The sequence below is a fragment of the Thermus sediminis genome (assembly GCF_003426945.1).
Taxonomy (GTDB): Bacteria; Deinococcota; Deinococci; order Deinococcales; family Thermaceae; genus Thermus; species Thermus sediminis.
On sequence record NZ_QURO01000004.1, the window covers coordinates 201,779 to 224,734 of the forward strand.

A 22,956-nucleotide genomic window follows, 5' to 3' on the forward strand; every position below is an offset into this window, starting at 1 on the left:
CATGTGGGTGCTCCTTTCCGTTTGGGACAAGCGGGGGCTCCTTCCCTTCGCCGAGGGACTTTTGGGGTTGGGCTACAGGCTCCTCGCCACCGGGGGGACCTATAAGGCCCTGAAGGAGGCGGGGCTTCCCGTTACCCACATCTCCGACTTCACCGGCTTCCCCGAGGTCCTTTCGGGCCGGGTCAAGACCCTCCACCCCAAGGTCCACGCTGCCCTCCTCGCCCGCCCGGACCAGGAGGAGGAGCTGAAGGCCCTGGGGTTTGAGCGGATCGGGGTCCTGGCGGTGAACCTCTACCCCTTCCGGGAGACCGTGGCCCGGGGGGCTTCCTTCTATGAGGCCTTGGAGCAGATAGACATCGGCGGGCCCGCCATGCTCCGGGCCGCCGCCAAGAACCTCGAGGCCGTGCTTCCCGTTTGCGACCCCGAGGACTACGGGAGGGTCCTGGAGGCCCTAAAGGAGGGGCCCACGCCGGAATTCCGCAGGGCCCTTGCCCGCAAGGCCTTCGCCCACACCGCCGCTTATGATGCCGCCATCGCCGAGTGGCTCTCCGGGGAAAAGTTCCCCGAGGAGAAGTTCTTTGTCCTGAAGCGGCTTTCCCCCCTCCGCTACGGGGAAAACCCCCACCAGGAAGCGGCGCTTTACCGGGTGGCGGGGGAGGAGGGGCCCCTCCTCCTGGCCCAGGTCCTCCAGGGCAAGGCCATGAGCTTCAACAACTACCTGGACGCAGAGGCCGTCTGGAACCTGGTATCGGAGTTTGCCGAACCCGCTTGCGCCGCCATCAAGCACCAGAACCCCTGCGGCGTAGCCCTGGGCCGGGACCCCTTGGAGGCCTACCAGAAGGCCTACGAGGCCGACCCCGTCTCCATCTTCGGGGGGATCGTGGCCTTTAACCGTCCCGTGGACGGCCCCACCGCCTCGGCCATGGGGGAGGTCTTTTTGGAGGTGGTCCTGGCCCCGGGCTTCACGGAGGAGGCCCTGACCGTCTTTGCCAAGAAGAAAAACCTGAGGCTCCTCCGGGTGCCCCAACCCGCCCAGGGCCCCTACCTGGACGTGAGGCGGCTTAGGGGCGGGGTGCTCCTCCAGGATGCGGACACTCTGGACCCCGTGGAGCCCAGGGTGGTTACCCAGAAAGCGCCCACAGAGGCGGAGTGGCAAGACCTCTGGTTCGCCTGGAAGGTGGTGAAGCACGTGCGCTCCAACGCTATCGCGGTGGCCAAGGGAGGCCAGACCCTGGGGATCGGGGTGGGGCAGACGAACCGCCTGGCCGCCGCCCAGCAGGCCCTAAGGGCCGCAGGGGAGAAGGCCAGAGGAGCGGTCTTGGCCTCGGACGCCTTCTTTCCCTTTGAGGACGTGGTGCGCCTGGCGGCAGACTTTGGCATCGCCGCTATCGTCCAGCCTGGGGGGAGCGTGCGGGATGAGGACTCCATAAGGGCCGCCGATGAGCTAGGGATGGCCATGGTCTTCACCGGGGTGCGGCACTTCCGCCACTGAGGCGTTTCCTCTCGCGAAGCCTTCGCGCCGCCTCCTTGAAGCCCACAAGCTTCCGGCTTTCCTCGTCGTGGAGGTGCAGGTCAGCGAAGGCGATCTTGAAGGCGTCCTTCAGGGTGACGGTGGGGGCCACCTTCACCAGGTCCACCTCCTCCTGAACCTTGGGCAGGTGGTAGTTGGGGATCTTGGGGGCCAGGTGGTGGATGTGGTGGAAGCCGATGTTGCCCGTGAGCCACTGGAGAACCTTGGGAAGCTTTAAGTAGGTGCTCCCCTCCATGGCCGCCTTCAGGTACTCCCAGCGGGGGTCGTGCTCCCAGTAGGCGTCCTCAAACTGGTGCTGGACGTAGAAGAGGAAGATGCCCACTATCCCGGCAAAGTACTGGATGGGGAGGTAGACCAGGAGGAGGGTCTTGAGGCCGAAGGCCAGGTAGATGCCCAGGAGGAGGAGGACCAGGAAGAGGTTGGTGAGGGCCACGGAGTTCCTCACCGAGGGCTTATCGGAACCGCAGCCTAGGGGCAGGCGGTAGGAGAGCATGAAGACGTAGATGGGCCCCAGGAAGAACATGACGAAGGGGTTGCGGTAGACCCGGTAGGTGAAGCGCTGCCAGGGAGTGGCCCTCAGGTACTCCTCGAGGGTCATGGTGTAGATGTCCCCTACCCCTCGCTTGTCCAGGTTGCCGCTGGTGGCGTGGTGCCGGGCGTGGGAGAGCTGCCAGTGGTGGTAGGGCACCAGGGTGAGGACCCCGGTGAAGAAGCCCAGGAGGTCGTTCATCCACTTCCTGGGGAAGAAGGAGCCGTGCCCGGCGTCGTGCTGCAGGATGAAAAGCCTGACCAGAAAGAGGGCGGCCAGGAAGTTCAGGGCCAGGGTGAGGAGGAGGGAGTAGGAGAGGGAAAGGTGGGCCAGGTAGAAAAGGGCCAGGAGGGGCAAAAGCGTGTTCGCTACCTGGCGGAGGCTTCGCCAGACATTGGGCTTTGCGTAGGGCTTGATGAGGGGCATCCAGTCCTTAGGCTGTATCTTTTCCATTTCTTTCGCTCCACATCCCTAGGGTGTTCCCCCCACTCTAGCAGGGCTTCAAGGGAAAGTCCAGGCCTCCGAAAAGGGAGCTGAGCGAAGTCGGGTTGCTCGAGGCGCCTCAGGCCCTCGTGGCCGATCCGCCAGGTCCGTCCCAAAGCCTCGGGAGGGAGAAAGTAGACCGCCAGGATATCCTCTTCCCGGTCCACCAGGGCCTCGAGCCGCCGGTCGTGTCAAGAGTTTTGTGTAAGGGTCTGTGTACGGGGGGCATACCGCTCCTGAAGCATCTTCTCCAGCGTCTCCCTCGCCTCAAGGTAGCTCCGCTGACCCGAGAACCCCTTGAGCCGCAAGATGTTCGCTTCGCGAAGCAGCCGCTCCGCCCACCTCCCCTCTTGCCTTTCCGACTCCAAGTAAAGAAGCTTGTACACCGCCGCCTCGTTGGGAAACTTGTGGGCAAGATAGGCCTTCGGCCTGACCCCGCACCTTCGTTCCCCGCCGCACCTCCCGGATAAACCGCTCCATCAGATTGGTGCTCCGCAAGTACGGCCAAAGGACCTTGGGGTACCCATAGAAGCGCAAGAACGCCCCCGAGTCCTGCACCCACAGCCCCACCACCCCCGGGTACCGCGAACCCCAGGCTTCCCTCAGCCCCTCAAGAGCCCAGAGCGCCTCCTCCCGGCCCTCCGCCCCGTACACCCGCCTCAGGTCCTCGGCCAACAGGGCCCGGTCCCGCGCCCGCACCTGGGACAGGCTCCATCGCAACCCGTGCACCACGCACCGCTGCCACTCCGCCTGTGGGTAGACCCTCTGGATGGCCTCGGGAAGCCCGGGTAGCCCGTCGGTGACGAAGAGCAGGACTCGCCGCGAGCCCCGCTGCCAGAGCTCCCCCAAGACCCCCTCCCACCCTAAGGCGCTCTCCGCCGGCAACAGCCAGAATCCCAGGACCCGCCTCTCCCCACCAGGGGCGATCCCCAAAGCCACGTAGACGGTTTCCCGTACGATCCCCTCTCCGTCCCTAAGGACCTTGAGGGAAAGCCCGTCCAGGTAGACGAAGGCCATCTCCTCGGGCAAAAGCCGCCTGCGGAAAGCTTCCACCGCTCCCAAGACCTCGTCCGTCAAGGCGCTCAAGGTCTCGTGGGAGTAGCGGTGGCCCAAGAGCAGGCGCATCCCCTCGGCCGCTTTACGCTGGCTGACCCCGGCGGCATAAAGGGCCACGGCCACTGGAACGTAGCCTTCGGCTGACCTCCCACGTCCACGGGGCGGCGGGCGTAGGGTTTGAGGAAGGCGGGGTGGTACCGGCCTTCCCGATCCCTAGGGACCCGCAGGTCCACCTGGCCGAAGGTGGTCTCCAGCCTCCTGGGGTAGTAGCCGTTCCTGCGCCCCCCGTGGGCCTGCAGGAACGCCGTCCGGTCCAACTCCAGGACTGTTTGTAGGACTTCGGCTACCGTTTCCCGCACCGCTTCCCTCAGCAGGCTCCGCAAGGTATCCCGGTCCATGGGGCACCTCCTCCTTCCAAGGTGTGCCCCCCTATTGAACACGGACCCTTACACAGAATTCCTTACACGACCCCCTTACCCGAGCGGAGCCCGCAGCCAAGAGGCCTCGGCTCATCTCCTCCAAACGCCTGAAGAGCCGCTTATCGGGGGAAAAGGTCGGCGAACCGGGCCGTGAACTCGTGGAGCCTGCTCTCTGCAACCTTGAGCGCCTTCATGGCTCAACTTCGGCTCCGAAATCTACCACGCAGGCAGGATGTGGGTAAAGTCCTGGCATTTGTCCCTTACGAGGGGCACCTAATACCGCCCCACGCTGGCTTGCGCCAGCATGGGGGCCCCGGTAGAAGGTTCCCGGGAGGCCCTTCTGAGCTGACAGAGCGAAAAAAAGAGGGAGGGCGCTCCCTCCCCCTCGCCCATCCGGGTCCAGGCCAGCACGGGGGATTAGAGGCTCCGCTTGAAGAGGCTCAGCCAGGTGGGGTTCATGGGGGTGCTGAAGAGCTCCTTGACCGTGCTCTGACGGCCAGGCTCCACCTTTACCTGGAAGACCCGGACCACGCCGGCGTTAGCGTCCACGGTAACGGAGTAGAGGTTCTCTTTCCCCGCCAAGTACTGGGCGATGGCGGGGTCCTCCTGGGCCGCCCTACCCACAAAGCCCGGCACCCAGACCCGGAGGTGGAAGAAGAGAGCCCCCTCGTACCCGGCCTTGGCCAAAGAGGCCAGGGCGTTCTTGGTAAGGGCGTAGTTGACCTCAGGGGTGGCCTGGCCACCGAAAATCAAGGCCACAGCCTCCTCCTTGGGGTTCAGGGGAGGCACCTCCTCGGGGGAGGGGAAGACGGTGACCGCCAGGCTCCGCTTCCCCTCGGCGTCCAGGTACCCAGCGCCCATAGCCCCCACGAGGCCGGCGCAGATGGTGGTGTTGTTGGTGAGCACGTGGAGGCTCTGCGCCTTCAGGACCCCGGCGAAGACTTGGCCAAAAGCCTGCCCCGTGTAGGCGCGAAGCGCGTAGTGCTCGCCCAGGCTTAGGCCTTGGGCACCCCCCTCCGAAGCCGAGAGCATAAGACCCAGAATACCGACCACTACCAACCGCTTCATGCTCACCTCCTGCAAGCTTGGCAGCCTTTAAAGGGCTGCCGGTTTATTTATACCCTGGGAAGGTATAGGACAGCGTGGCCTCGTTCACCTTCTGAACCTCTTCCTGAGGCGGGCCCCCGGCCCGCCAGAGTCTGCCTAGGGCGGGATGTGGTATCCTGGGCCAGAGCAAAAGGAGGGTTATGAGAATCGCTTTGGTAACCGACTCCACCGCCGACCTACCCAGGCCCCTAAGGGAGCGCCTGGGGGTCTGGGTGGTTCCCCTTTACGTGAACCTGGGGGGCAGGGTCTACCGAGACTGGGAGGAGATAACCCCCAAGGAAATCTTTGCCAAGGTGCGCTCAGGGGAAGCCTTCCCCACCACCAGCCAGCCCTCCCCCGAGGACTTCGCCAAGGCCTACGGGGAGGCCCTGAAGGAGGCGGACCACATCCTCTCCATCCACATCTCCTCCAAGCTCTCGGGCACGGTCCAGTCCGCCCTCCTGGCGGCGGAGGGCTTCCCCGGAAAGGTCGCGGTCTTTGACTCCCAGGCCGCCTCCTTGGGCGTTGGCATGATGGTCCTCAGGGCCCAGGAGCTTCTCTCAGAGGGGGTGGGCCTCGAGGCGGTCTTGGAGGAGCTCTCCCGCATCCGGGCCGACCACTTCGTGCGCTTCACCGTGGCCACCCTGGAGTTCCTGAGGCGGGGCGGGCGCATCGGTGGAGCCCAGGCCCTCCTGGGCACCCTCCTCAACATCAAGCCCGTCCTCACCCTGAAGGAAGGGCGGGTGGAGACCGCGGGCCGGGCTCGAGGGGAAAGGAAGGCCCGGGAGGAGATCGTGAGGGACTTCCGCGCCTGGGCTTCCGGGAGGGGGCGTATTCGGGCCTTCTTCCTCTATAGCGGGGAAGAAGAAGCCGTGCGGGAACTGAAGGAGATGGTCCTGGCCTCGGGGACTCCCGTGGAGGAGGCCCTGGTGAGCGAACTGGGGGCGGTGATCGCTAGCCACACCGGCCCCGGCACCTACGGGTTCTATGCCTACGGCCTCTAAAGCTACCTTGGTGGATCTCTTGGGCAAGGACTTCCCCGAGGGAGGCAGGGCCCTGGGGGAGCTTCTCAAGGCCGAGGGGGTGCAGATCCTCTCCACCCCGCAGGTGGGAGCAGCGATGGGCGTGCATACCGGCCCCGGCACCATCGCCCCCCTCTCCGGGCCCAGGAGGTGAGGGGTGCGGGCGGTAGTCCAGCGGGTCTCCGAGGCCTTCGTGGAGGTGGAGGGGGAGGTGGTGGGCCGGATCGGCCTGGGGCTTCTCGTCCTCCTAGGCGTGGGGCAAAAGGACACCCGGGAGGACGCCCACTACCTGGCCCGGAAGATCGCCCAGTTACGCGTCTTCCCCGATGAGGAGGGCAAGATGAACCTCTCCCTAAAGGAGGTGGGCGGGGAGGTGCTCCTGGTGAGCCAGTTCACCCTGTATGCCGACACCCGTAAGGGGAACCGCCCCTCCTTCCTCCAGGCCGCCCCGCCCGAGATGGGCAAGCGCCTCTACGAGGCGGCCATCGAGGCCTTCCTGGCCCAGGGGGTGCACGTGGAGACCGGGGTCTACGGGGCCCACATGCGGGTGCACCTGGTGAACGAGGGCCCCGTGACCCTCGTCCTGGACTCGGAAAGCCTCAGGCCCCGCTAGGCCCACGCGCCAAACCCGCCACACGCCCCCACCCCTCCGCATCCGTACTCGGAGAGGGGGACCTGGGCCTCTACCCACCGGCCCAAAGGGCGGCGCAGGCCAGGAAAGGTGGGGAAGGGCGCGCCGCAAACCCTGCGCACCGGCCCTCAGGGCACGGGTACCGCTAGGCCTAGGCCGTAGGGGGTCTTGGCCCCCACGCCGCTGAAGAAGGCCAGGGCCTCGAGGCGGCCCAGGGCCTCCCCCACCTCTTGGCTTGGGCTGAAGACCCGGATCCCCACGGTCCCGGTGAAACCGGGGAAGAACCCCTTCCCCGCCTGGACCCGGTGGAAGCGGAGGCCGCGGAAGAAGGCGATCTCCGCGTCCAGCTCAAAGATGTTTTCTAGGGCGGCCCGCTCCTTGGGGTTGTAGGGATAAGGGCCCTGTTGCTCTTTTTCCAAAAGGGAGCGGAGGATAAGCCTGGGTTCGGGAAGGGAAGCGTCCCGGGTCCGCCCGCCCAGCTTGGAGGTGGCAAAGACGCAAAACTTGCACTTATGCGCCTTGGGGACAGTGATGCTCGGTGGACTACTTGAAAGGGGCCGCGGGTTTCCCGTCCGATGAGGGGTACCATGCACCCCACGGCCCTGTCCCCCCTCCCGGCCATCCTGGCCCTTTGGCCAACACCTCCGGGAATCCCTCAAAGCCCTGCTCTTCCTGTTTCTCCAGGACGACGGCAAGTGGTACTGGACCGGGAAAAAAGGGCCCAAGCCCCGCCTCCTGGTGGTCCTGGACCTGGTCACCCTGGAGAAGCGAGGCCGCTTCGGGGCCCTGCCCCTCTCCCCCTTTCACGGCAAGGGGGGGCTCCACCCCGTGGTCCTTCCCCTCGTCCACGGGGACCTCCGCTTCCCCTGGGCCTACCGCCTATGGCGGGGTAAGGGGGAGAAGGGCCTCTCCCTCACTGGCCTCCCTGCCCCCCCGGATGCGCCGGGCCTACCGGGTACGGGTGGCCGCGGACGCGGCCTTGGGTACGGCCTCGTTCCCCTTTGGGGTGAAGCGGTTGGGTTTGGGTCAGCCCCGAAGGGGCTACCTTGGAGCGGGGGTGGGGATGCGGCGGGACCGGCGGCTGCGGGAGGGGGGAGGCTTTCGGACCTGAGGCGCCAGAGGGTGAGGGTCCATCTGCGGGGACTTTCCTTCCCGGTCTGGGTGGCCGGGTACCACCTTTCCTACCACGCCCCGGACCATGCTCACCTGGGGGAAGAGGCGGTTCACCGTAGAGCACTTCTTCCGCGTCGCGAAGGGCGGGTTCTCCCTGGGCCGTTCGGGCAGCGGACGGCTTTGGGGGCGCGCCGCTTTTTGGTGCTCTCCCTTCTGGCCCACTGGGTGGGGGTGGGGGGGAAGGGAAGCTGGCGAGAGGTGCGGGCGCGGGCGGCGCGGGTCCTTTTGCCCGACCTCCTGGTTCGGGTCCTCTTCCAGGAGCTCCACGCCCTGGGTCTGGGGCCGCCGGGGGGAAGGGGTGAAGGGTTATGCGGGCTATGCGGGAGGTGCAAGTTTTGAGGGATTGAAACACCCCCAGGTCTCCGACCAGGGTCTGCAGGGCTTCCAGGTTGCAGCAGTCGTTAGCCTCTAGTTCATAGGTAGGCCTCTCAAGGAGAGCCTCTAGAAGTGTAGGGCTATGGCCGTGGCGCTAGGGGGGCCTCGCTTATCCATTGGAGTGGAGCGGGAATGCATACCTGTCATCCTGATCTCTGCGGGGCAAGTGCAGTTGACATGAACCAAGAACTTCGGTACAATATTAAGTAAAAGGGGGGTAACCATGGCGAATACGATGAAGGCTGCGGTCGTTCACGCCTTTGGGCAGCCCTTGTCCATAGAGGAGCTACCGGTCCCAGAGCCCGGGGAGGGCCAGATTCTCGTCAAGGTGGAGGCCTCCGGCGTGTGCCACACCGACCTGCATGCGGCGGAGGGGGACTGGCCAGTGAAGCCCAAGCTGCCCCTGATCCCCGGCCACGAGGCTGCAGGCTATGTTGCGGCGGTAGGGAAGGGGGTCAGAAATGTTAAGGAAGGGGACCGGGTTGGGGTTCCTTGGCTCCATAAGGCCTGCGGCTATTGTGAATACTGCCTGACTGGTCGTGAAACCATCTGTCCAGAGCAGCGCAACACCGGTTACTCCGTGGACGGCGGGTATGCAGAGTACGTCCTAGCTGACCCGAACTACGTGGGTCGCTTGCCAGACAATGTTCCTTTCACTGATATCGCACCCATACTTTGCGCGGGTGTAACTGTCTACAAGGGGATCAAAGCCACCAATGTTCGTCCGGGCCAATGGATAGCCATCTCGGGGATTGGTGGCCTTGGCCATGTGGCTGTTCAGTACGCCAAAGCGATGGGAATGTATGTGGCGGCGGTGGACATCGCCGACGACAAGCTACAACTCGCCCGGGATCTCGGTGCCGACCTGACAATTAACGCTGCGCTGGAAGACCCCGACCAGGTCTTGCAGAAGCAGATTGGCGGTGCGCATGGGGCCTTGGTTACCGCAGTTTCCCTCAAAGCCTTCGAACAGGCTTGTAAAATAGTGCGACGCGGTGGAACCATCTCTTTGATCGGCCTGCCGCCAGGAGAGTTCCCCCTGCCGGTTTTTGATATGGTCCTGAACGAGATTACTGTGCGGGGCTCCATCGTCGGCACCCGTGCCGATCTCAGGGAGGCACTAGATTACGCCGGCGCTGGAAAGGTCAAGGCCAAGGTCCGCCTAGAGCCCCTAGAAAACATCAATCAAGTGTTTTCGGAGATGAAGGCAGGCAAGATAGCAGGCAGGGTGGTGCTGACGCTTTAGCCCTACGCTGTTCACGTAACCTGGCCTTTAGCCCGAGAATCCCGAAACTCAGGGCTTTTCAACGCCTTAGCAAGCGCCTGCTTAGGCTTCGGTCTGGGCGTGCCGAAGCCGTGCGGTGTCTATTAGAAACGCAAGGGAAGCCCTGTCGACGAATGGGGTAGATCGCTACTTCCCTCCAGGTACTCAAACGCGCGCCACAAGTTCGGCCTCGTGATCGAGCCTACGAATTCGGCAGGTGCGAGGACGATTACGACAAAATGACCATCGGCGCAGAGCGCAAGCTTCGCAGGGGATCGAGGCTTTTTGGTCACATAAAGGGGTGATAGACCCCAGGTAGGCAGGTCGTGTAAGGAATTCTGTGTAAGGGTCCGTGTTCAATAGGGGGGCACACCTTGGAAGGAGGAGGTGCCCCATGGACCGGGATACCTTGCGGAGCCTGCTGAGGGAAGCGGTGCGGGAAACGGTAGCCGAAGTCCTACAAACAGTCCTGGAGTTGGACCGGACGGCGTTCCTCCAGGCCCACGGGGGGCGCAGGAACGGCTACTACCCCAGGAGGCTGGAGACCGCCTTCGGCCAGGTGGACCTGCGGGTCCCCAGGGATCGGGAAGGCCGGTACCACCCCGCCTTCCTCAAACCCTACGCCCGCCGCCCCGTGGACGTGGGAGGTCAGCCGAAGGCTACGTTCCAGTGGCCGTGGCCCTTTATGCCGCCGGGGTCAGCCAGCGTAAAGCGGCCGAGGGGATGCGCCTGCTCTTGGGCCACCGCTACTCCCACGAGACCTTGAGCGCCTTGACGGACGAGGTCTTGGGAGCGGTGGAAGCTTTCCGCAGGCGGCTTTTGCCCGAGGAGATGGCCTTCGTCTACCTGGACGGGCTTTCCCTCAAGGTCCTTAGGGACGGAGAGGGGATCGTACGGGAAACCGTCTACGTGGCTTTGGGGATCGCCCCTGGTGGGGAGAGGCGGGTCCTGGGATTCTGGCTGTTGCCGGCGGAGAGCGCCTTAGGGTGGGAGGGGGTCTTGGGGGAGCTCTGGCAGCGGGGCTCGCGGCGAGTCCTGCTCTTCGTCACCGACGGGCTACCCGGGCTTCCCGAGGCCATCCAGAGGGTCTACCCACAGGCGGAGTGGCAGCGGTGCGTGGTGCACGGGTTGCGATGGAGCCTGTCCCAGGTGCGGGCGCGGGACCGGGCCCTGTTGGCCGAGGACCTGAGGCGGGTGTACGGGGCGGAGGGCCGGGAGGAGGCGCTCTGGGCTCTTGAGGGGCTGAGGGAAGCCTGGGGTTCGCGGTACCCGGGGGTGGTGGGGCTGTGGGTGCAGGACTCGGGGGCGTTCTTGCGCTTCTATGGGTACCCCAAGGTCCTTTGGCCGTACTTGCGGAGCACCAATCTGATGGAGCGGTTTATCCGGGAGGTGCGGCGGGGAACGAAGGTGCGGGGTCAGGCCGAAGGCCTATCTTGCCCACAAGTTTCCCAACGAGGCGGCGGTGTACAAGCTTCTTTACTTGGAGTCGGAAAGGCAAGAGGGGAGGTGGGCGGAGCGGCTGCTTCGCGAAGCGAACATCTTGCGGCTCAAGGGGTTCTCGGGTCAGCGGAGCTACCTTGAGGCGAGGGAGACGCTGGAGAAGATGCTTCAGGAGCGGTATGCCCCCCGTACACAGACCCTTACACAAAACTCTTGACACGACCGGTAAGGGAGATGGTGGCTACCCTGCCCTCCCACCTCCAGCGCCCCTTCCACCAGGCCGAAGCCCTCTACCGCTTCCTGGCCAACCCCCGGGTGGGGGCCGAGGCCCTCCTGGAGAGGGTGTGCCGGGAGAGCGTCCTGGCCCTGGAGGGGATAGCCCGGGTGGGGAGGAAGCGGGAGACCGGGTATGAGCTCCTGACCGCGCTGGGGATGGATGTCCAGGGGCGGCTGGCCCTGGGGTACGCCCACCTGGTGGCCTACGGGGAGCGGGGGTTTGCCAGCCTGCCCCGGGAGGTGGAGCGGGCCATTGCGGGGGCGCGGGGGGTTCTTGGGGGGGAGGGGCGGCGGCTGGTGTACGTGGCGGACCGGGGTTTTGACGACCGGAAGGTGTTTGGGCAGGTGCTGGGGTGTGGAGCTTGGGCTGGGATGGAGGGAGGTGGAGGGGCGGAGGCTTCATCTGGTGGTGAGCTGGATACCGGCTTTGGGGAGGCGGGGGGAGTGGTGGCTTTTGACCAGCTTGGAGGTGAGGGGGGAGAGGGAGGCGCTGCGGGTGGTGGAGATGTACCGGAGGCGGTGGGGGGTGGAGGAGTTTTTCCGCCTTCTGAGGGCGGGGTTGGGGCTTGAGAGCTTTCAGGTGCGGGGGCTTAGCCGGATTCGCAAGGTGGTGGCTGTTTTGCTGGGGCTGGCGGTGTTTCTTTGGGAGGTGCGGCGGTCTGGGGGTGTCTTGGAGGGCCTCCTTTTGCGGCTTGGGGGAAAGCTGGGGATAGCCAGTGAGCGGGATGGTCCCTACCTGCTCTTGCGGGGCTTGGTCCGCCTGCTCAACTACGAGGTCACCAAGGAGGCCTTGGAAGAGGAGGAGGGAAGTTTTGGGTAAAGTCCTGTATTACCGACCACCTTGCCTAAGGGGTTTTCCCGTGCTAGGGTCAAGGTCATATGTGGCGGGTGCTGGTTTCCGATGAGATGCGGTTGGGAGGGGCGAGGTACCCCGGGGTCCTCCTGGACTACCGCCCGGGGATTGGCCGCGAGGAGCTTCTGGAGATCATCCCTAGCTACGATGCCCTCATCACCCGGAGCCGCACCCAGGTGGACGCGGAGCTTTTAAAGTGGGGCAAGCGCCTCAAGGTGGTGGGCCGGGGCGGCGTGGGGGTGGACAACGTGGACCTCGAGGCCGCAAGCCGCCTGGGCATCCTGGTGGTCAACGTGCCCGAGGCCAACACCCGCTCGGCGGCGGAGCTGGCCTTCGGCCTCCTCCTTTCGGCCGCCCGGGGCATCGCCCTTTCCGATCGAAAGATCCGTGCTGGGGAGTGGGACCGGAAGTTTTTGGGCCTGGAGCTTAAGGGCAAGACCCTGGGCATCATAGGCCTGGGCCGAATCGGGAGCCAGGTGGCCCGCTTCGCCAAGGGGTTTGAGATGCAGGTCCTGGCCTACGACCCCTACATCCCCAGGACCCGGGCGGAGAGCCTCGGGGTAGAGCTTCTGGAGCACCTGGAGGACCTCCTCCGCCAGAGCCACTTCCTCACCGTCCACACCCCCCTCACCGAGGAGACCCGGGGGATGATCGGCAGGCGGGAGCTCTACCTCCTCCCCCGGGGGGCGGTGGTGGTCAATGCGGCCCGGGGGGGGATCGTGGAGGAGAAGGCCCTCCTGGAAGTCCTGGAGGAGGGGCACCTCTTCGCCGCCGGCCTGGACGTCTTCGCCCAGGAGCCCCCGCCCAAGGACCACCCTCTCCTCCACCACCCCAAGGTGGTCCTCACCGCCCACCTGGGGGCCAACACCCTCGAGGCCCAGGAGCGGGTGGGGGAGGCCATCCTGGAGCGGGTGGTGCGCACCCTGGAGGGGGACCTCTCCTACGCCCTGAACACCGGCTTTGACCCTGAGGCCCTGGAGGCCTTAAGGGGCTTCCTCCCCTTGGGGGAGGCCTTGGGGAAGCTTCTGGCGCAGATTACCCGGGGACGGCCGGAGATCCTGGAGGTGCACTTTTTGGGCCAGTACGAGAAGGACCCCGAGCCGGTGGCTAGCGCCGTGGCCAAGGGCCTCCTCTCCCGGGTCCTGGGCCCTGAGGCGGTGAACCTGGTCTCCGCCCGGCCCCTCCTGAAGGACCGGGGCATAAGGCTCATCACCCTCAGGGAGGAGGAGGCGGGGGAGTACACGCGGCTTTTGGAGGTGCGCCTCACCACGGACCAGGAAACCCGCCGGGCCCGGGGGGTGGTCATGGGGAGCAAGCCCCGGCTGGTGGGTATTGACGACTACACCCTTGAGGTGGTGCCCGAGGGGTACATGCTGGTCTGCGTCAACTACGACCGCCCGGGGGTGGTGGGCCGGGTGGGGACCCTCTTGGGCGAGGCCGGGGTCAACATCGCCGGGATGCAGCTGGGGCGGGACGTGCCTGGGGGGCGGGCCCTTTTCGTCCTCACCGTGGACGAGAAGCCAAGCCCCGAGGTGCTGGAGGCCCTGAGGGCCCTTCCCGTCCTGGAGCGGGTGGACCTGGCGGAGCTTTAGGGAGCCGTGCCTGGCGGCCTCGCCTCCTCTATGTCAACAAACTTTGGGCTTGCCTTGCAAAGATCAGGACGACGGGTGTATATCTCCCGCTTTGGGGCCCCTACCCCAAATGAACCGCCTGATGGGTAAGCAAGGCTTGGCTCGCAGAGAGGCAAGCCCCAAGGAGGTGCTCGCCCACAGCCTAGCCCTGGCCCAAGAGGTGGCTCCACCCACCCCCAAAGGCAAGCCTGGCCCTTCTCCTTTACCGTGCCTTCTTCCGCCTCATGCCACCCCATGCTGGCTTGGGCCAGCATGGGGGCCCCGGCAGAAGGTTCCCGAGAGGCTTTTCTGAGAGGACCTGATGGGGAAGCCTCGGACGGCCATGGCGCGGGCGCTTTTGGAGCTCATCGCCTACGGCCTCATGGTTCTTCTCTCCCTTCTCCCACCCCCTCCGGGGTACAAGGCAATTTACTAGGCAAGCCTGTTTTGTATTGACAAAACCTTCAAAACAAACTACTATGGTTCCTATGGACCCCGCCCTCCAAGCTTGGGTGGAGGAGACCGCCCTCCTCTTTGAGGGGGTGGGCCTTCCCCGGATGGCGGGCCGGGTGCTGGCCTGGCTCCTGGTGGCCGATCCGCCGGAGCAGACCCTCCGGGAGATGGGGGAGGCCCTGGGGGTGAGCAAGGGGGCTCTGAGCCCGGCCCTGCACCTCCTCCTCCGCCTGGGCCTGGTGGAACGGGTCCGCAGGTCCGGGGAGCGCTCCGACCGGTATTTGGTGCGGCACGGGGCTTGGAAAAGGCTCCTCATGGAGAAGGCCAGGGGGATGGGCCTCTACCGGGAGGCGGCGGAAAAGGGGCTTGCCCTTCTCCCTCCGGAAAAGGGGGAGCGGCTTCGGGAGATGCACCGCCTCTATGCCTTTTTTGAGAAGGCCCTTCCCGAGCTTTTGCGGCGCTACGAGGAGGAAGTATGACCCTCTTGCGCCTCGCTTGGCGGAACGTGTTGCGCCAGAGGCGGCGCACGCTTCTCCTTTCCCTGGTGTTGGTCTATGTGACCGTGGCTGTCCTCTTCCTGCTGGGCTTTCTGGACGGCTATGGGGAAAGCCTGGTGGAAAGCTACGCCGCCTACGTGGAGGCCCCGGTGGTGGTGGCCCCCAGGACCTTTTTTGAGGATCCCGACCCGGAGAACGGCCTCGCCACCCCCCTGCGGGTGGACCACCCCAGGGTCCTGGCCCAGACCCCCAGGCTCAGCCTCCCCACCCTCCTCCGTTCCCCCTACCGGGCCCTTGGAGGCATCCTCCTCGGGGTGGACCCGGAAGGGGAAAGGGCCCTTTCTCGGGTGCCTACCAAGGTGGCGGAGGGGAGGTGGCTTAGGGCCCCCGGGGAGATGGTCCTGGGCCACCGCCTGGCGGAGCGGCTGGACGTGCGGGTAGGGGAGAGGCTTTTGGTGGAGACGGGGAAGGGGGCCTTGGGCCTCACCGTGGTGGGCTTCGTGAAGGCAGGGGTTTCCAACGTGGACTTCGCCGGGGCTTACGTCCACCTGGCCGACGCCAGGGCCCTTTCGGGGGTTTGGGCTACCCACCTGGCCCTGAAGGTCAGGCGGGGACAGGAGGAGGGGGTGGCCCAGGAGCTGAACCGGACGCTTCTCGAAGGCCTCGAGGCCCGGGGGGTCTGGGACCTCATGGGTCCCATCCGGGCCGACTACGAGGCGAACCGCCTCTTCTTCTTCCCCCTTTTGGGCCTCTTCCTCCTCCTCGCCGCCCTGGCCGTGGTGAGCACCGCCTACGTGAGCGTGCGGGAGGGGCTTAGGGAGTTTGCCGTGGCCGAGAGCTTGGGCCTCACCCCGGGAAAGCTTGCGCTCCAGGTGGCCCTCGAGGCCGCCATAGCCAGCGGCCTCGGCTTCCTCCTGGGCCTCCTCTTGGGCTACGCCCTCCTCCTTTACACCGCCACCCACGACGTCTTCGGCCCCCTCATGCGCCTTTCCGGGGAGCTCCTCCCCGAGGCGGGCCTAGCGGAGCACCTCTACACCGCCGTGCGGCCCAGCTACGCCCTCTTCGCCTTTTTGGTGGTTCTCTTCTCTGCCCTGCTGGCCCTCCTTTTCCCCGGGCGGCTCCTTCTCAGGACGGAGGCTTCCCGCTACCTAAAGGAGGCGTGACCATGAAAAAAGCCCTTTGGCTCCCTTTTCTCCTGGCCCTGGTCCTGGCCCAAACCCCCCTGGAGAAGCTGAAGGCTGCCTTGGACCGCCTCCGGGGCCCGGCCCACGAGGGGGTGTACCTCATCCGGGTAGAGCGGCCGGGCTCGGAAAAGGTCTACCGCCTCAAGGTCTACACCGACGGGGAGCGGGCCCACCTTCGGGTCCTGGAGCCCAAAGCTGAGGCAGGGCTCACCTACCTCTCCTTGGGGCAGGACCTCTACCTCTACGACCCTCGGCTGGGCCGCACCCTTCGTCTGCCCCCCTCGGGAAGGGGGAGCGCTTCCTAGGCTCCGACCTCACCTACCAAGACCTCATGGGTCGGGACTTGGAAACCCTCTTTGAGGTGGCGGAGGCCCCAGGCTTCCTCCTCCTCACCCCCAGGCCCGGAGCCCCCACCCCCTATGGGAAGGTGGAGGTTCACCTGAAGGAAGGCTTCTTGGAGCGGGTGGTCTACTACGACCAGAGGGGGCAGGCGGTGAGGGAACTTCTCCTTAAGGGGTACCAGGGCCAGGGGGGGCCTTCCTCCCCCGGGAGAAGGAGCTAAAGGACCTCCTCCGCCCCGGCCACCGCACCCTCGTCCAGGTCCTGGAGGTCCGGGTGGGGCCGGTGCCCGAGCGGTGCTTCCAGCCTCTCTACTTGGAAAGGGGGTGTTAGGGTGCTCCGGATGGCCTGGCGGAACCTCTTCCGCGCCCCCGGGCGGAACCTGACCACGGGGGGCGTGGTGGCCCTGGTGGTCTTCCTCTCTTTGGTGTTCCTCTCCCTCTATGGAGGGGCCATGGACGCTTTCTTCCGGCTCCTCCTGGAGCGCACGGGCCACCTGGTGGTGCGGGTCCAGGGTTATGGAGAGAAGGAAAGCCTGGAGGATCTGGCCTTCCTCCCCCCGGCCCTGGAGCTTCCTTCTGGGGCCTGGGCGGAGGGGGTTTTGGAGGGGGCGGCTCTTCTTATCGCCGGGGAGCGGAGCCGCCCGGTCCTCCTCACGGGCCTCGAGGCCCAGGGCTTCGCCCGACATCAGAGGTTCTTGGTGGCTGGAAGGCTTCCTGCGGTCTCGGGGGAGGCCCTTCTCGGGGAGGCCTTGGCCCGGGCCCTGAGGGTGGGCCTGGGGGAGGAGGTGGTGGCCTACGCCCCTGGGGGGATGGGCCTCGGGGTCTACGCCTTCCGGGTGGTGGGGTTGTTGGATCTCCCGGAAACCTCCCTGGAAGTCCGCACCCTTCTGGTGCCTCTGGAGGATGCCCAGGCCCTCCTCCTCCCCGGGCGGGTGACCCGGCTGGAGGTGCGGCTCCCTGGGGTGGGGCTTTACGAGACCGACCCCTTGGAAGCTCTGAAGGAAGAGCTCGCCTCCCGCCTCCCCGGTCTGGCGGTGGAAACCTAGCTGGAGGCCAACCCCGCCTACGCCGCCGTCCTCCCCCTTTACGACCTGGTGATGGCGGTCTACGTGGGCTTCTTCTTCCTCCTCGGGGGCCTGATCCTGCTCAACGCCCTCTACCTCTCTTTGGTGGAGCGGGTGCGGGAGTTTGGCCTTCTCCACGCCCTGGGCCTCACCGGGGGGCGGGTGGTGGGCCTGGTGCTCTGGGAGAGCCTCTTCCTGGTGGGGGCGGCAACCCTGGTGGGCCTGGGCTTGGGCCTTCTCGTCCACCTGGAGATGGCGGACGGCTTCCGCCTGCCCTCGCCGGGCTGGGTTTTGGAGCAGTATCGGGAGTTTGGCCTTCCGGAGGTCCTCTATGGGCGGCTTGGGGCGAAGGAGGTCCTCCTCACCCTGGGGTACGCCTTCGGGGTAGCCCTCTTGGCGGCCCTCTGGCCCGCCTGGGTGGCCTCGAGGCTGGAGGCGGTGGAGGCCATGCGCTACGTGCCCTGAAGGAGGGGGTATGCCTATTCTGGAAGCCAAAGGCGTGCGCAAGGTGTACCGGGGGGACGGGGTGGAGACCGAGGCCCTCCGGGGGGTGGACCTGAAGGTAGAGGCGGGGGAGTTCACCGCCCTGGTGGGCCCCTCAGGGAGCGGCAAGAGCACCCTCTTGCACCTCCTGGCGGGGCTGGACCTGCCCACAGAGGGGGAGGTCTGGGTTGGGGGGGTGGCCCTTTCCCGGCTTTCCTGCGCCCAGAGGGCCCGCTTCCGCCTGAAGAGAATGGGCCTGGTCTTCCAGGCCTACAACCTCTTCCCCGTCCTCACCGCCCTGGAGAACGCCGCCTTCGTCCTGGAGGCTAGGGGGGTGCCCAAGGGGGAGCAGGAGCGACGGGCGCTTGAATTCTTGGAGGTCTTGGGCCTAAAGGAAAAGGCCCACCGCTTTCCCCGCCAGCTTTCCGGAGGGGAGGAGCAGCGGGTGGCTGTGGCCCGGGCCTTGGCGGCGGAGCCCCTCATCGTCTTGGCGGACGAGCCCACCGCCAACCTGGACTCCAAGACCGGCTTGGCCCTGATCGAACACATGAAGGCCTTGAACCGGGAGCGGGGGGTAACCTTCCTCTTCTCCACCCACGACCCCCGCCTCCTGGAGCACGTGGGCCGGGTGGTGCGCTTGGAGGACGGGCGCATCGTGGGGGAGGAGTGGCGCTGAGGGCCTGGGCTTTGGTGGTCCTCCTCCCCCTGGCGGTGGCCTAGGGGTACCAGATTGGGGTCTACGGCCTTGGGGGGGCTGTCCTCCACCTAGGGCTTTGGGGCGGCTTTACCCCCTTGCCCTGGGCCGCCCTTCTCCCGGTCTGGGAGAGGTGGGGGTGGTGGGGGGGAGGGGGGAGCCTCACCTGGTACGGGGAGGCCTTGGTGGAAGGGATAGTCCCCACCGGGACGGCTTCGGCCTGCCTTTTGGGGTTTGGTGAGGGGCCGGTTGGCCTAGGGGCTTATCAACCCGGGGGGTGGTTTGGGGGTTGGTTCTAGCGGAGACTTTTAGCACGAGCGCTTAAAATCGTGAAAATAATCACCTAAGCTTTCCGAAGGCGTAGACTAACTCATCCCCCCTCCGCACCACCAAAAGCAGGGCGGGCCTTCCCAGGCCATCATTGAGAACATACTTGGTGCGCACCTCCCCATCCACCGTGCGCTCCTCCTGCCTCTCCAGGAAATACCCTGCCGCAGCGAAGGCGGTAAGGACCTGTTGGATGAAGGCAGCGTGCAGCTGGCTGGCGAGGCCCCGGGCAGCGTAGACCTCGAGGTTGTACCCCCGCGCCTCGGGGAAGCGGGCCAGGATGGGCTCCGGGCTTCTGGCCCTGTAGCTGCCCTGGGGCAGGCGGACGGCTGGGTCCAGGCTCGAGGCCACCGCCGCCACCGCCGTCACCTCCACCAGGGTCTGGGCCAGTCCACCTCCCAAAAAGGCCAGGAGCGTTAAGGCGACCTTCCATTGGGCCATGTCCCCATGATACCCTTGCGTTCCTTTAGCCCTCGTGTTATATTCCCGGCAAACCAAGCGGAAGGAGGAGCGCATGATGAAGCGTAGGGAGTTTTTGCGGAAGCTGGGCGTGGGGTCCTTGGCGGCGGTGGGCATGCCCTATATCGCCACCGCCCAGGCCAGGCCGGTGAGGGTGGCCCTTCTCCTTCCCCTCACTGGCCCTTTCGCCTTCGCGGGCAACGCAGCGCGGGAAGGGTTTGTGGACGCGGCAGAGTACGTGAACGAAGTCCTAGGAGGCATCGGTGGGCGCAGGCTAGAGCTCATCGTGGAGGACACGGGCTACGACGTGGCCAGGGGCACGGCGGCCTTCAACCGGGTCCTTGCCCGGGAGCGGCCCGAGGAGCTCCTCTTCCTCTATGGGGACTCCACCGGCCTCTCCAAGGCCCTGGCCCCGGAGATCACCCGCCTGGGCCTGCCCTACTCGGCCACGAGCTTTGCCAACGAGCTGGCCGATCCCAAAACCTACCCCACCATCTTCGTCTTCGGCCCCACCTACGATGACATGATGGAGGCCCTCTTGCGCCAGGTACGCCTTCAGAGGGGACGGGCCAGGATCGCCCTGGTCTACTCCAACACCGAGTTCGGGCGCGACCCCATCCCCTACGCCAAGGAGCGGGCCAGGGCCTTGGGCATGGAGGTGGTCCACGAGGAGGTTACTCCCCCGGCCTTCACGGACGCCACCCCCGTGGTCCTGAACCTCCGGCGGGCCAACCCCGACTTCGTGATCCTCCAAGGCTATGCCCTCTCCGTGGAGCCCCTGATCCTCAGGGTTGCCCGGGAGCAGGGCCTTAGGGCCCAGTTCATGGGCACCTACTACTCCGCCGAGCTGGCCCTCATCCAGCGGGCCGGGCCCGCCGCCGAGGGCTTCACCGTCACCTACCACAACCCCTACTGGTACGATACCTTGGCCCCCGTGGTGGAGGAGATGCGTAGGTTCCGCCAAAGGAAGGGCCGGGACGTCTCCTACCGCACCACTTACTACATGGGCAGCCTGGCCGTGATCTTCGGGCTGGCCGAGGCCATGCGCCGTGCCGCCCAGGCGGGCAGGCTTACCCGGGCGGGGGTAGTGGAGCACCTGGACAAGATCGGCGACTACAACGCCATGGGGCTTGTCCGGAGCTACCAGTTCGTGAACCACCGCCTGCCCCACACCAAGCTCTACCGGGCGAGCGTGCGGGAGGGGCGTTTCAACGCCATCACCGACTGGGTCAGCCTGGCCTAGGCCCCCCTTGGAACCATCCGGGGCCCTGCGGAGGCACCTGTGTCCGACCTCCTGCCCTACCTCATCGGCGGCCTGGCCAACGGGGCCCTCTACGGCCTCCTGGCCCTGGGCTTCGTCCTGGTCTACCGGGCCACCAGCGTGGTCAACTTCGCCATCGGGGAGTTCCTCCTCCTGGGGGCCTACCTCACCTATACCTTCGCCCTCCTCCTGCCCCTTCCCGCCGCCCTCCTGGCCGCCCTGCCCCCTGCCTTTCTCTTTGGCCTCTTGGTGGAGCGGGGCTTCGTGCGTCCCCTTTTGGGCCGGAACGTGGTGGCGGTGATCATGGCCACCATCGGCCTGGCAGCAGCCCTAGACGGCGGGGTGCAGCTCGTCTGGGGCCCTGACCTCAAGTACCTCCCGGGAGGCCTCCCTGACCTAGGCTTTGCGGCGGGGGAGGTCTTCGTCTCCTCCCGGGCGGTTTGGAACCTCCTTCTGGCCCTACCCCTAGGCTTGGGCCTCCTCCTGCTTTTGCGGAAGAGCCGTTACGGCATCCTGGTGCGGGCCATCTCTGAGCGGGAGGTGGCCGCTTTAGCCTTTGGCATCCCCACGGCCCGCATCCTGGCCGGGGTCTGGGGGGTTTCCGCCCTTTTCGCCACCCTGGCGGGGGCCCTCCTGGCGGTCGCCAGCGGGGTGGACCACAACCTGGTCTTCTTTGGCCTCAAGGTCTTCCCCGTGGCCATCCTGGGAGGGTTTGACTCCGTGGGCGGAGCCTTGGTGGCCGGGTTCCTGCTGGGGGCCCTCGAGGCCCTCTCCCAGCGCTACCTGGAGCCCTTTCTCCCCGGCTTCACCGAGGCCCTGCCCTTCCTGGTGGTCCTCCTGGTGCTGCTCTTCAGGCCCTACGGCCTTTTCGGCCAGCGGCAGATCGAGAGGGTGTGATGCTTTCCGTGGAGAACCTCAAGGTAGTCTACCGGGGGGTGATCCTGGCCCTGGACGGGGTCTCCCTGGAGGTGCGGGAAGGGGAGGCCGTGGCCCTTCTCGGCCCCAACGGGGCGGGGAAGAGCTCCTTGGTGCGGGCCGTGGCCGGACTCCTCCCCAAGTTCGAGGGCCGGGTCCTGGACGGGCGCATCCGCTTCCAGGGCCAGGAGGCCACCCATCTGGACCCAGGGCGGATCTCCGCCTTGGGGCTCACCACCGTCCTCGAGGGACGCCCCATCTTCCGCTACCTGACCCCCGTGGAAAACCTGGTGGCGGCGGGCTATCGCCTTTCGCCGAGGGAGCTTAAGGAGGGGATGGAGGAGGTCTTCGCCCGCTTCCCCCGCCTCTACGAACGTCGCCACGAGCAGGCGGGCTACCTCTCCGGGGGGGAGCAGCAGATGCTCCTCCTGGGCATGGCCCTCCTCACCCGGCCCAGGCTTCTCGTGGTGGACGAGCCCTCCCTAGGCCTCGCCCCTAGGCTGGTGGCCGAGGTCATGGCCACCCTGGACGCCCTGAGGCGGGAAAAGGGCCTTGCCCTTCTCCTGGTGGAGCAGAACGCCCGGGCAGCCCTCTCCATTGTGGACCGGGTCTACGTGCTGGAGCGGGGCCGGTTGGTCTTCGAGGGGGACGCCCAGGCGGCCAGGGAGGACCAGGACGTGATGGAGTTCTACCTGGGCAAGGAGGAGGTGGGCTTCCGCCAGGCCCGGCGCTACCGGAGGAGGAAGCGGTGGGTATGAGCCTATCCCAAAGGAGGGAAGCGGTGATCCTCGAGGCCAAGAACCTTCACCTCTCCTTCAGGGGGGTGAAGGCCCTCGCCGGGGTGGAGTTTTCCGTAAGCGAGGGGGAGTTCTTCGCTGTCATCGGCCCCAACGGAGCGGGGAAGACCACCCTCCTCAACGTCCTCTCCGGGGTCTACGAGCCGGAACGGGGGGAGGTGGTCTTCCTGGGGGAAAACCTAAGGGGAAAGTCTCCCCAAGAGCGGGCCCGCATGGGCCTTGGGCGCACCTTCCAGGGCCTGGAGATCTTCCGGGGGATGAGCGTCTTGGAAAACGTGAAGCTAGGGGCGGAGCTGGCCTTGGGGAGCTACCCCCTGGCCCTGCCCAAGGCGGAGCGGGAGTGGCGGCTAAGGGCCTGGGCGGAGGAGGTCTTGGACTACCTCCACCTCTCCCCCTTCCGCCACGCGCCCGCGGGGATGCTGCCCTACGGGCTGCAGAAGCGGGTGGAGGTGGCCCGGGCCCTAGCGGGGCGGCCCAAGCTCCTTCTCCTGGACGAGCCCATGGCCGGGCTCGCCTTGGAGGAGAAGCAGGACCTGGCCCGCTTCCTCCTGGACGCCAGGGAGGAGTGGGGGGTGACCCTCCTTTGGGTGGAGCACGACCTCCGCGCGGTGCTGGAGCTTTCCGATAGGGTTCTGGTCCTCTCCTACGGGGAGGTGCTCTACTACGGCTCCCCTACCGGGGTGCGCCAGGACCCCAGAGTGGTGGAGGCCTACCTGGGCCAGGCGTGAGGGAA

Annotated in this window: 23 protein-coding genes and 3 pseudogenes; 21 read left to right on the forward strand and 5 right to left on the reverse strand. The window is 66.2% G+C overall.

The genetic code is table 11. The features are described 5' to 3' along the window. Position 1: 1 nt before the first annotated feature. Complete coding sequence (purH, locus tag ATI37_RS01785; RefSeq protein WP_117236851.1) at positions 2 to 1,492, forward strand: bifunctional phosphoribosylaminoimidazolecarboxamide formyltransferase/IMP cyclohydrolase; 1,491 nt, start codon at positions 2 to 4, stop codon at positions 1,490 to 1,492. Here the strand turns inward: purH and ATI37_RS01790 are convergent. The 3 genes and pseudogenes from ATI37_RS01790 to ATI37_RS01805 all read right to left on the reverse strand — a co-directional run bounded on the left by ATI37_RS01790 (position 1,464) and on the right by ATI37_RS01805 (position 5,086). Beyond that, the gene (locus ATI37_RS01790; RefSeq protein ID WP_117236852.1) at positions 1,464 to 2,513 is read right to left on the reverse strand and encodes a fatty acid desaturase; all 1,050 of its coding nucleotides are present in this window, start codon (positions 2,511 to 2,513) and stop codon (positions 1,464 to 1,466) included. The two genes, purH and ATI37_RS01790, sit on opposite strands and share 29 nt — an antisense overlap. A 221-nt stretch (positions 2,514 to 2,734) precedes the next feature. After that, positions 2,735 to 4,039: pseudogene (locus ATI37_RS01800) on the reverse strand (IS256 family transposase). 396 nt (positions 4,040 to 4,435) lie between these two features. Beyond that, the gene (locus tag ATI37_RS01805; RefSeq protein ID WP_117236853.1) at positions 4,436 to 5,086 is read right to left on the reverse strand and encodes a hypothetical protein; all 651 of its coding nucleotides are present in this window, start codon (positions 5,084 to 5,086) and stop codon (positions 4,436 to 4,438) included. A 179-nt stretch (positions 5,087 to 5,265) separates the two neighbouring features. Between ATI37_RS01805 and ATI37_RS01810 the strand changes: the two genes are divergently transcribed. The 3 genes from ATI37_RS01810 to dtd are packed head-to-tail and all read left to right on the forward strand — an operon-like array spanning position 5,266 to position 6,739. Next, the gene (locus ATI37_RS01810; RefSeq protein ID WP_117236854.1) at positions 5,266 to 6,108 is read left to right on the forward strand and encodes a DegV family protein; all 843 of its coding nucleotides are present in this window, start codon (positions 5,266 to 5,268) and stop codon (positions 6,106 to 6,108) included. A gap of 7 nt (positions 6,109 to 6,115) precedes the next feature. Next, on the forward strand, positions 6,116 to 6,280 hold the full coding sequence (locus ATI37_RS01815; RefSeq protein ID WP_198665484.1) for a hypothetical protein: 165 nt from the start codon (positions 6,116 to 6,118) through the stop codon (positions 6,278 to 6,280). Positions 6,281 to 6,283: 3 nt separating this feature from the next. Continuing rightward, positions 6,284 to 6,739, forward strand: a complete 456-nt coding sequence (gene dtd, locus ATI37_RS01820) for a D-aminoacyl-tRNA deacylase (RefSeq protein ID WP_117236855.1) — start codon at positions 6,284 to 6,286, stop codon at positions 6,737 to 6,739. A gap of 146 nt (positions 6,740 to 6,885) precedes the next feature. Here the strand turns inward: dtd and cas6 are convergent, their stop codons facing one another. Next, complete coding sequence (cas6, locus tag ATI37_RS12395) at positions 6,886 to 7,350, reverse strand: CRISPR system precrRNA processing endoribonuclease RAMP protein Cas6 (RefSeq protein ID WP_117236856.1); 465 nt, start codon at positions 7,348 to 7,350, stop codon at positions 6,886 to 6,888. Between cas6 and ATI37_RS01830 the strand changes: the two are divergent. The 13 genes and pseudogenes from ATI37_RS01830 to ATI37_RS01880 all read left to right on the forward strand — a co-directional run bounded on the left by ATI37_RS01830 (position 7,333) and on the right by ATI37_RS01880 (position 18,446). Continuing rightward, a pseudogene (locus ATI37_RS01830) lies at positions 7,333 to 8,269 on the forward strand (transposase). The gene cas6 and the pseudogene ATI37_RS01830 overlap by 18 nt on opposite strands. A 259-nt stretch (positions 8,270 to 8,528) precedes the next feature. Further along, positions 8,529 to 9,551 carry an alcohol dehydrogenase AdhP gene (gene adhP / locus ATI37_RS01835; protein WP_117236857.1) on the forward strand — a complete coding sequence of 341 codons (1,023 nt, stop codon included), beginning with the start codon at positions 8,529 to 8,531 and terminating at the stop codon, positions 9,549 to 9,551. 370 nt (positions 9,552 to 9,921) lie between these two features. Further along, positions 9,922 to 11,226: pseudogene (locus ATI37_RS01840) on the forward strand (IS256 family transposase). 17 nt (positions 11,227 to 11,243) lie between these two features. Beyond that, positions 11,244 to 11,855 carry a hypothetical protein gene (locus ATI37_RS12400; protein WP_269801864.1) on the forward strand — a complete coding sequence of 204 codons (612 nt, stop codon included), beginning with the start codon at positions 11,244 to 11,246 and terminating at the stop codon, positions 11,853 to 11,855. Further along, on the forward strand, positions 11,812 to 12,105 hold the full coding sequence (locus ATI37_RS12405) for an IS4 family transposase (protein WP_332871148.1): 294 nt from the start codon (positions 11,812 to 11,814) through the stop codon (positions 12,103 to 12,105). Before ATI37_RS12400 ends, ATI37_RS12405 begins: the two co-directional genes overlap by 44 nt. A gap of 59 nt (positions 12,106 to 12,164) precedes the next feature. After that, on the forward strand, positions 12,165 to 13,730 hold the full coding sequence (gene serA, locus ATI37_RS01850; RefSeq protein ID WP_117236858.1) for a phosphoglycerate dehydrogenase: 1,566 nt from the start codon (positions 12,165 to 12,167) through the stop codon (positions 13,728 to 13,730). A 506-nt stretch (positions 13,731 to 14,236) separates the two neighbouring features. Beyond that, positions 14,237 to 14,680 carry a GbsR/MarR family transcriptional regulator gene (locus ATI37_RS01860; RefSeq protein ID WP_117236860.1) on the forward strand — a complete coding sequence of 148 codons (444 nt, stop codon included), beginning with the start codon at positions 14,237 to 14,239 and terminating at the stop codon, positions 14,678 to 14,680. Further along, a complete protein-coding gene (locus ATI37_RS01865) occupies positions 14,677 to 15,861 on the forward strand; it encodes an ABC transporter permease (RefSeq protein ID WP_117236861.1) in 1,185 nt (394 codons plus the stop codon). Before ATI37_RS01860 ends, ATI37_RS01865 begins: the two co-directional genes overlap by 4 nt. A gap of 2 nt (positions 15,862 to 15,863) precedes the next feature. Further along, the gene (locus ATI37_RS11905; protein ID WP_232822414.1) at positions 15,864 to 16,187 is read left to right on the forward strand and encodes a LolA-like protein; all 324 of its coding nucleotides are present in this window, start codon (positions 15,864 to 15,866) and stop codon (positions 16,185 to 16,187) included. A gap of 26 nt (positions 16,188 to 16,213) precedes the next feature. Further along, a complete protein-coding gene (locus ATI37_RS11910) occupies positions 16,214 to 16,444 on the forward strand; it encodes a hypothetical protein (protein ID WP_232822415.1) in 231 nt (76 codons plus the stop codon). A 120-nt stretch (positions 16,445 to 16,564) separates the two neighbouring features. Beyond that, positions 16,565 to 17,269, forward strand: a complete 705-nt coding sequence (locus tag ATI37_RS11915) for an ABC transporter permease (RefSeq protein ID WP_232822507.1) — start codon at positions 16,565 to 16,567, stop codon at positions 17,267 to 17,269. Positions 17,270 to 17,320: 51 nt separating this feature from the next. Next, a complete protein-coding gene (locus ATI37_RS11920; protein WP_232822416.1) occupies positions 17,321 to 17,752 on the forward strand; it encodes an FtsX-like permease family protein in 432 nt (143 codons plus the stop codon). A 10-nt stretch (positions 17,753 to 17,762) separates the two neighbouring features. After that, on the forward strand, positions 17,763 to 18,446 hold the full coding sequence (locus ATI37_RS01880; protein ID WP_117236862.1) for an ABC transporter ATP-binding protein: 684 nt from the start codon (positions 17,763 to 17,765) through the stop codon (positions 18,444 to 18,446). A gap of 357 nt (positions 18,447 to 18,803) precedes the next feature. Here ATI37_RS01880 and ATI37_RS01885 read toward each other — a convergent pair whose 3' ends face one another. Continuing rightward, positions 18,804 to 19,232: a hypothetical protein gene (locus tag ATI37_RS01885; protein ID WP_117236863.1), complete on the reverse strand. Its 429-nt coding sequence runs from the start codon at positions 19,230 to 19,232 to the stop codon at positions 18,804 to 18,806. A gap of 76 nt (positions 19,233 to 19,308) precedes the next feature. Between ATI37_RS01885 and ATI37_RS01890 the strand changes: the two genes are divergently transcribed. Genes ATI37_RS01890 through ATI37_RS01905 form a run of 4 tightly spaced genes read left to right on the forward strand, consistent with a single transcriptional unit; the run spans position 19,309 to position 22,951 of the window. Then, on the forward strand, positions 19,309 to 20,493 hold the full coding sequence (locus ATI37_RS01890) for an ABC transporter substrate-binding protein (protein ID WP_117238480.1): 1,185 nt from the start codon (positions 19,309 to 19,311) through the stop codon (positions 20,491 to 20,493). Positions 20,494 to 20,532: 39 nt separating this feature from the next. Then, positions 20,533 to 21,408 (forward strand): branched-chain amino acid ABC transporter permease, encoded by an 876-nt coding sequence (locus tag ATI37_RS01895; RefSeq protein ID WP_117236864.1) that lies wholly within the window; start codon positions 20,533 to 20,535, stop codon positions 21,406 to 21,408. Continuing rightward, positions 21,408 to 22,184 (forward strand): ABC transporter ATP-binding protein, encoded by a 777-nt coding sequence (locus ATI37_RS01900; RefSeq protein ID WP_117236865.1) that lies wholly within the window; start codon positions 21,408 to 21,410, stop codon positions 22,182 to 22,184. The genes ATI37_RS01895 and ATI37_RS01900 overlap by 1 nt, the downstream gene beginning before the upstream one ends. After that, on the forward strand, positions 22,181 to 22,951 hold the full coding sequence (locus tag ATI37_RS01905) for an ABC transporter ATP-binding protein (RefSeq protein WP_117236866.1): 771 nt from the start codon (positions 22,181 to 22,183) through the stop codon (positions 22,949 to 22,951). The genes ATI37_RS01900 and ATI37_RS01905 overlap by 4 nt, the downstream gene beginning before the upstream one ends. Positions 22,952 to 22,956 lie beyond the last annotated feature (5 nt).

What these genes read in the sequence shown, in the direction of transcription:
- purH (WP_117236851.1), top strand. Translation starts at nt 2, where the DNA reads ATGTGGGTGCTCCTTTCCGTTTGGGACAAGCGGGGGCTCCTTCCCTTC.
- ATI37_RS01805 (WP_117236853.1), bottom strand. Translation starts at nt 5,086, where the DNA reads ATGAAGCGGTTGGTAGTGGTCGGTATTCTGGGTCTTATGCTCTCGGCT.
- ATI37_RS01890 (WP_117238480.1), top strand. Translation starts at nt 19,309, where the DNA reads ATGAAGCGTAGGGAGTTTTTGCGGAAGCTGGGCGTGGGGTCCTTGGCG.
- ATI37_RS01790 (WP_117236852.1), bottom strand. Translation starts at nt 2,513, where the DNA reads ATGGAAAAGATACAGCCTAAGGACTGGATGCCCCTCATCAAGCCCTAC.
- ATI37_RS11910 (WP_232822415.1), top strand. Translation starts at nt 16,214, where the DNA reads ATGGGTCGGGACTTGGAAACCCTCTTTGAGGTGGCGGAGGCCCCAGGC.
- ATI37_RS01865 (WP_117236861.1), top strand. Translation starts at nt 14,677, where the DNA reads ATGACCCTCTTGCGCCTCGCTTGGCGGAACGTGTTGCGCCAGAGGCGG.
- ATI37_RS11915 (WP_232822507.1), top strand. Translation starts at nt 16,565, where the DNA reads ATGGCCTGGCGGAACCTCTTCCGCGCCCCCGGGCGGAACCTGACCACG.
- ATI37_RS01880 (WP_117236862.1), top strand. Translation starts at nt 17,763, where the DNA reads ATGCCTATTCTGGAAGCCAAAGGCGTGCGCAAGGTGTACCGGGGGGAC.
- ATI37_RS11920 (WP_232822416.1), top strand. Translation starts at nt 17,321, where the DNA reads ATGGCGGTCTACGTGGGCTTCTTCTTCCTCCTCGGGGGCCTGATCCTG.
- ATI37_RS01900 (WP_117236865.1), top strand. Translation starts at nt 21,408, where the DNA reads ATGCTTTCCGTGGAGAACCTCAAGGTAGTCTACCGGGGGGTGATCCTG.
- ATI37_RS01885 (WP_117236863.1), bottom strand. Translation starts at nt 19,232, where the DNA reads ATGGCCCAATGGAAGGTCGCCTTAACGCTCCTGGCCTTTTTGGGAGGT.
- serA (WP_117236858.1), top strand. Translation starts at nt 12,165, where the DNA reads ATGTGGCGGGTGCTGGTTTCCGATGAGATGCGGTTGGGAGGGGCGAGG.
- ATI37_RS01905 (WP_117236866.1), top strand. Translation starts at nt 22,181, where the DNA reads ATGAGCCTATCCCAAAGGAGGGAAGCGGTGATCCTCGAGGCCAAGAAC.
- ATI37_RS11905 (WP_232822414.1), top strand. Translation starts at nt 15,864, where the DNA reads ATGAAAAAAGCCCTTTGGCTCCCTTTTCTCCTGGCCCTGGTCCTGGCC.
- adhP (WP_117236857.1), top strand. Translation starts at nt 8,529, where the DNA reads ATGGCGAATACGATGAAGGCTGCGGTCGTTCACGCCTTTGGGCAGCCC.
- ATI37_RS01810 (WP_117236854.1), top strand. Translation starts at nt 5,266, where the DNA reads ATGAGAATCGCTTTGGTAACCGACTCCACCGCCGACCTACCCAGGCCC.
- ATI37_RS12400 (WP_269801864.1), top strand. Translation starts at nt 11,244, where the DNA reads ATGGTGGCTACCCTGCCCTCCCACCTCCAGCGCCCCTTCCACCAGGCC.
- ATI37_RS01860 (WP_117236860.1), top strand. Translation starts at nt 14,237, where the DNA reads ATGGACCCCGCCCTCCAAGCTTGGGTGGAGGAGACCGCCCTCCTCTTT.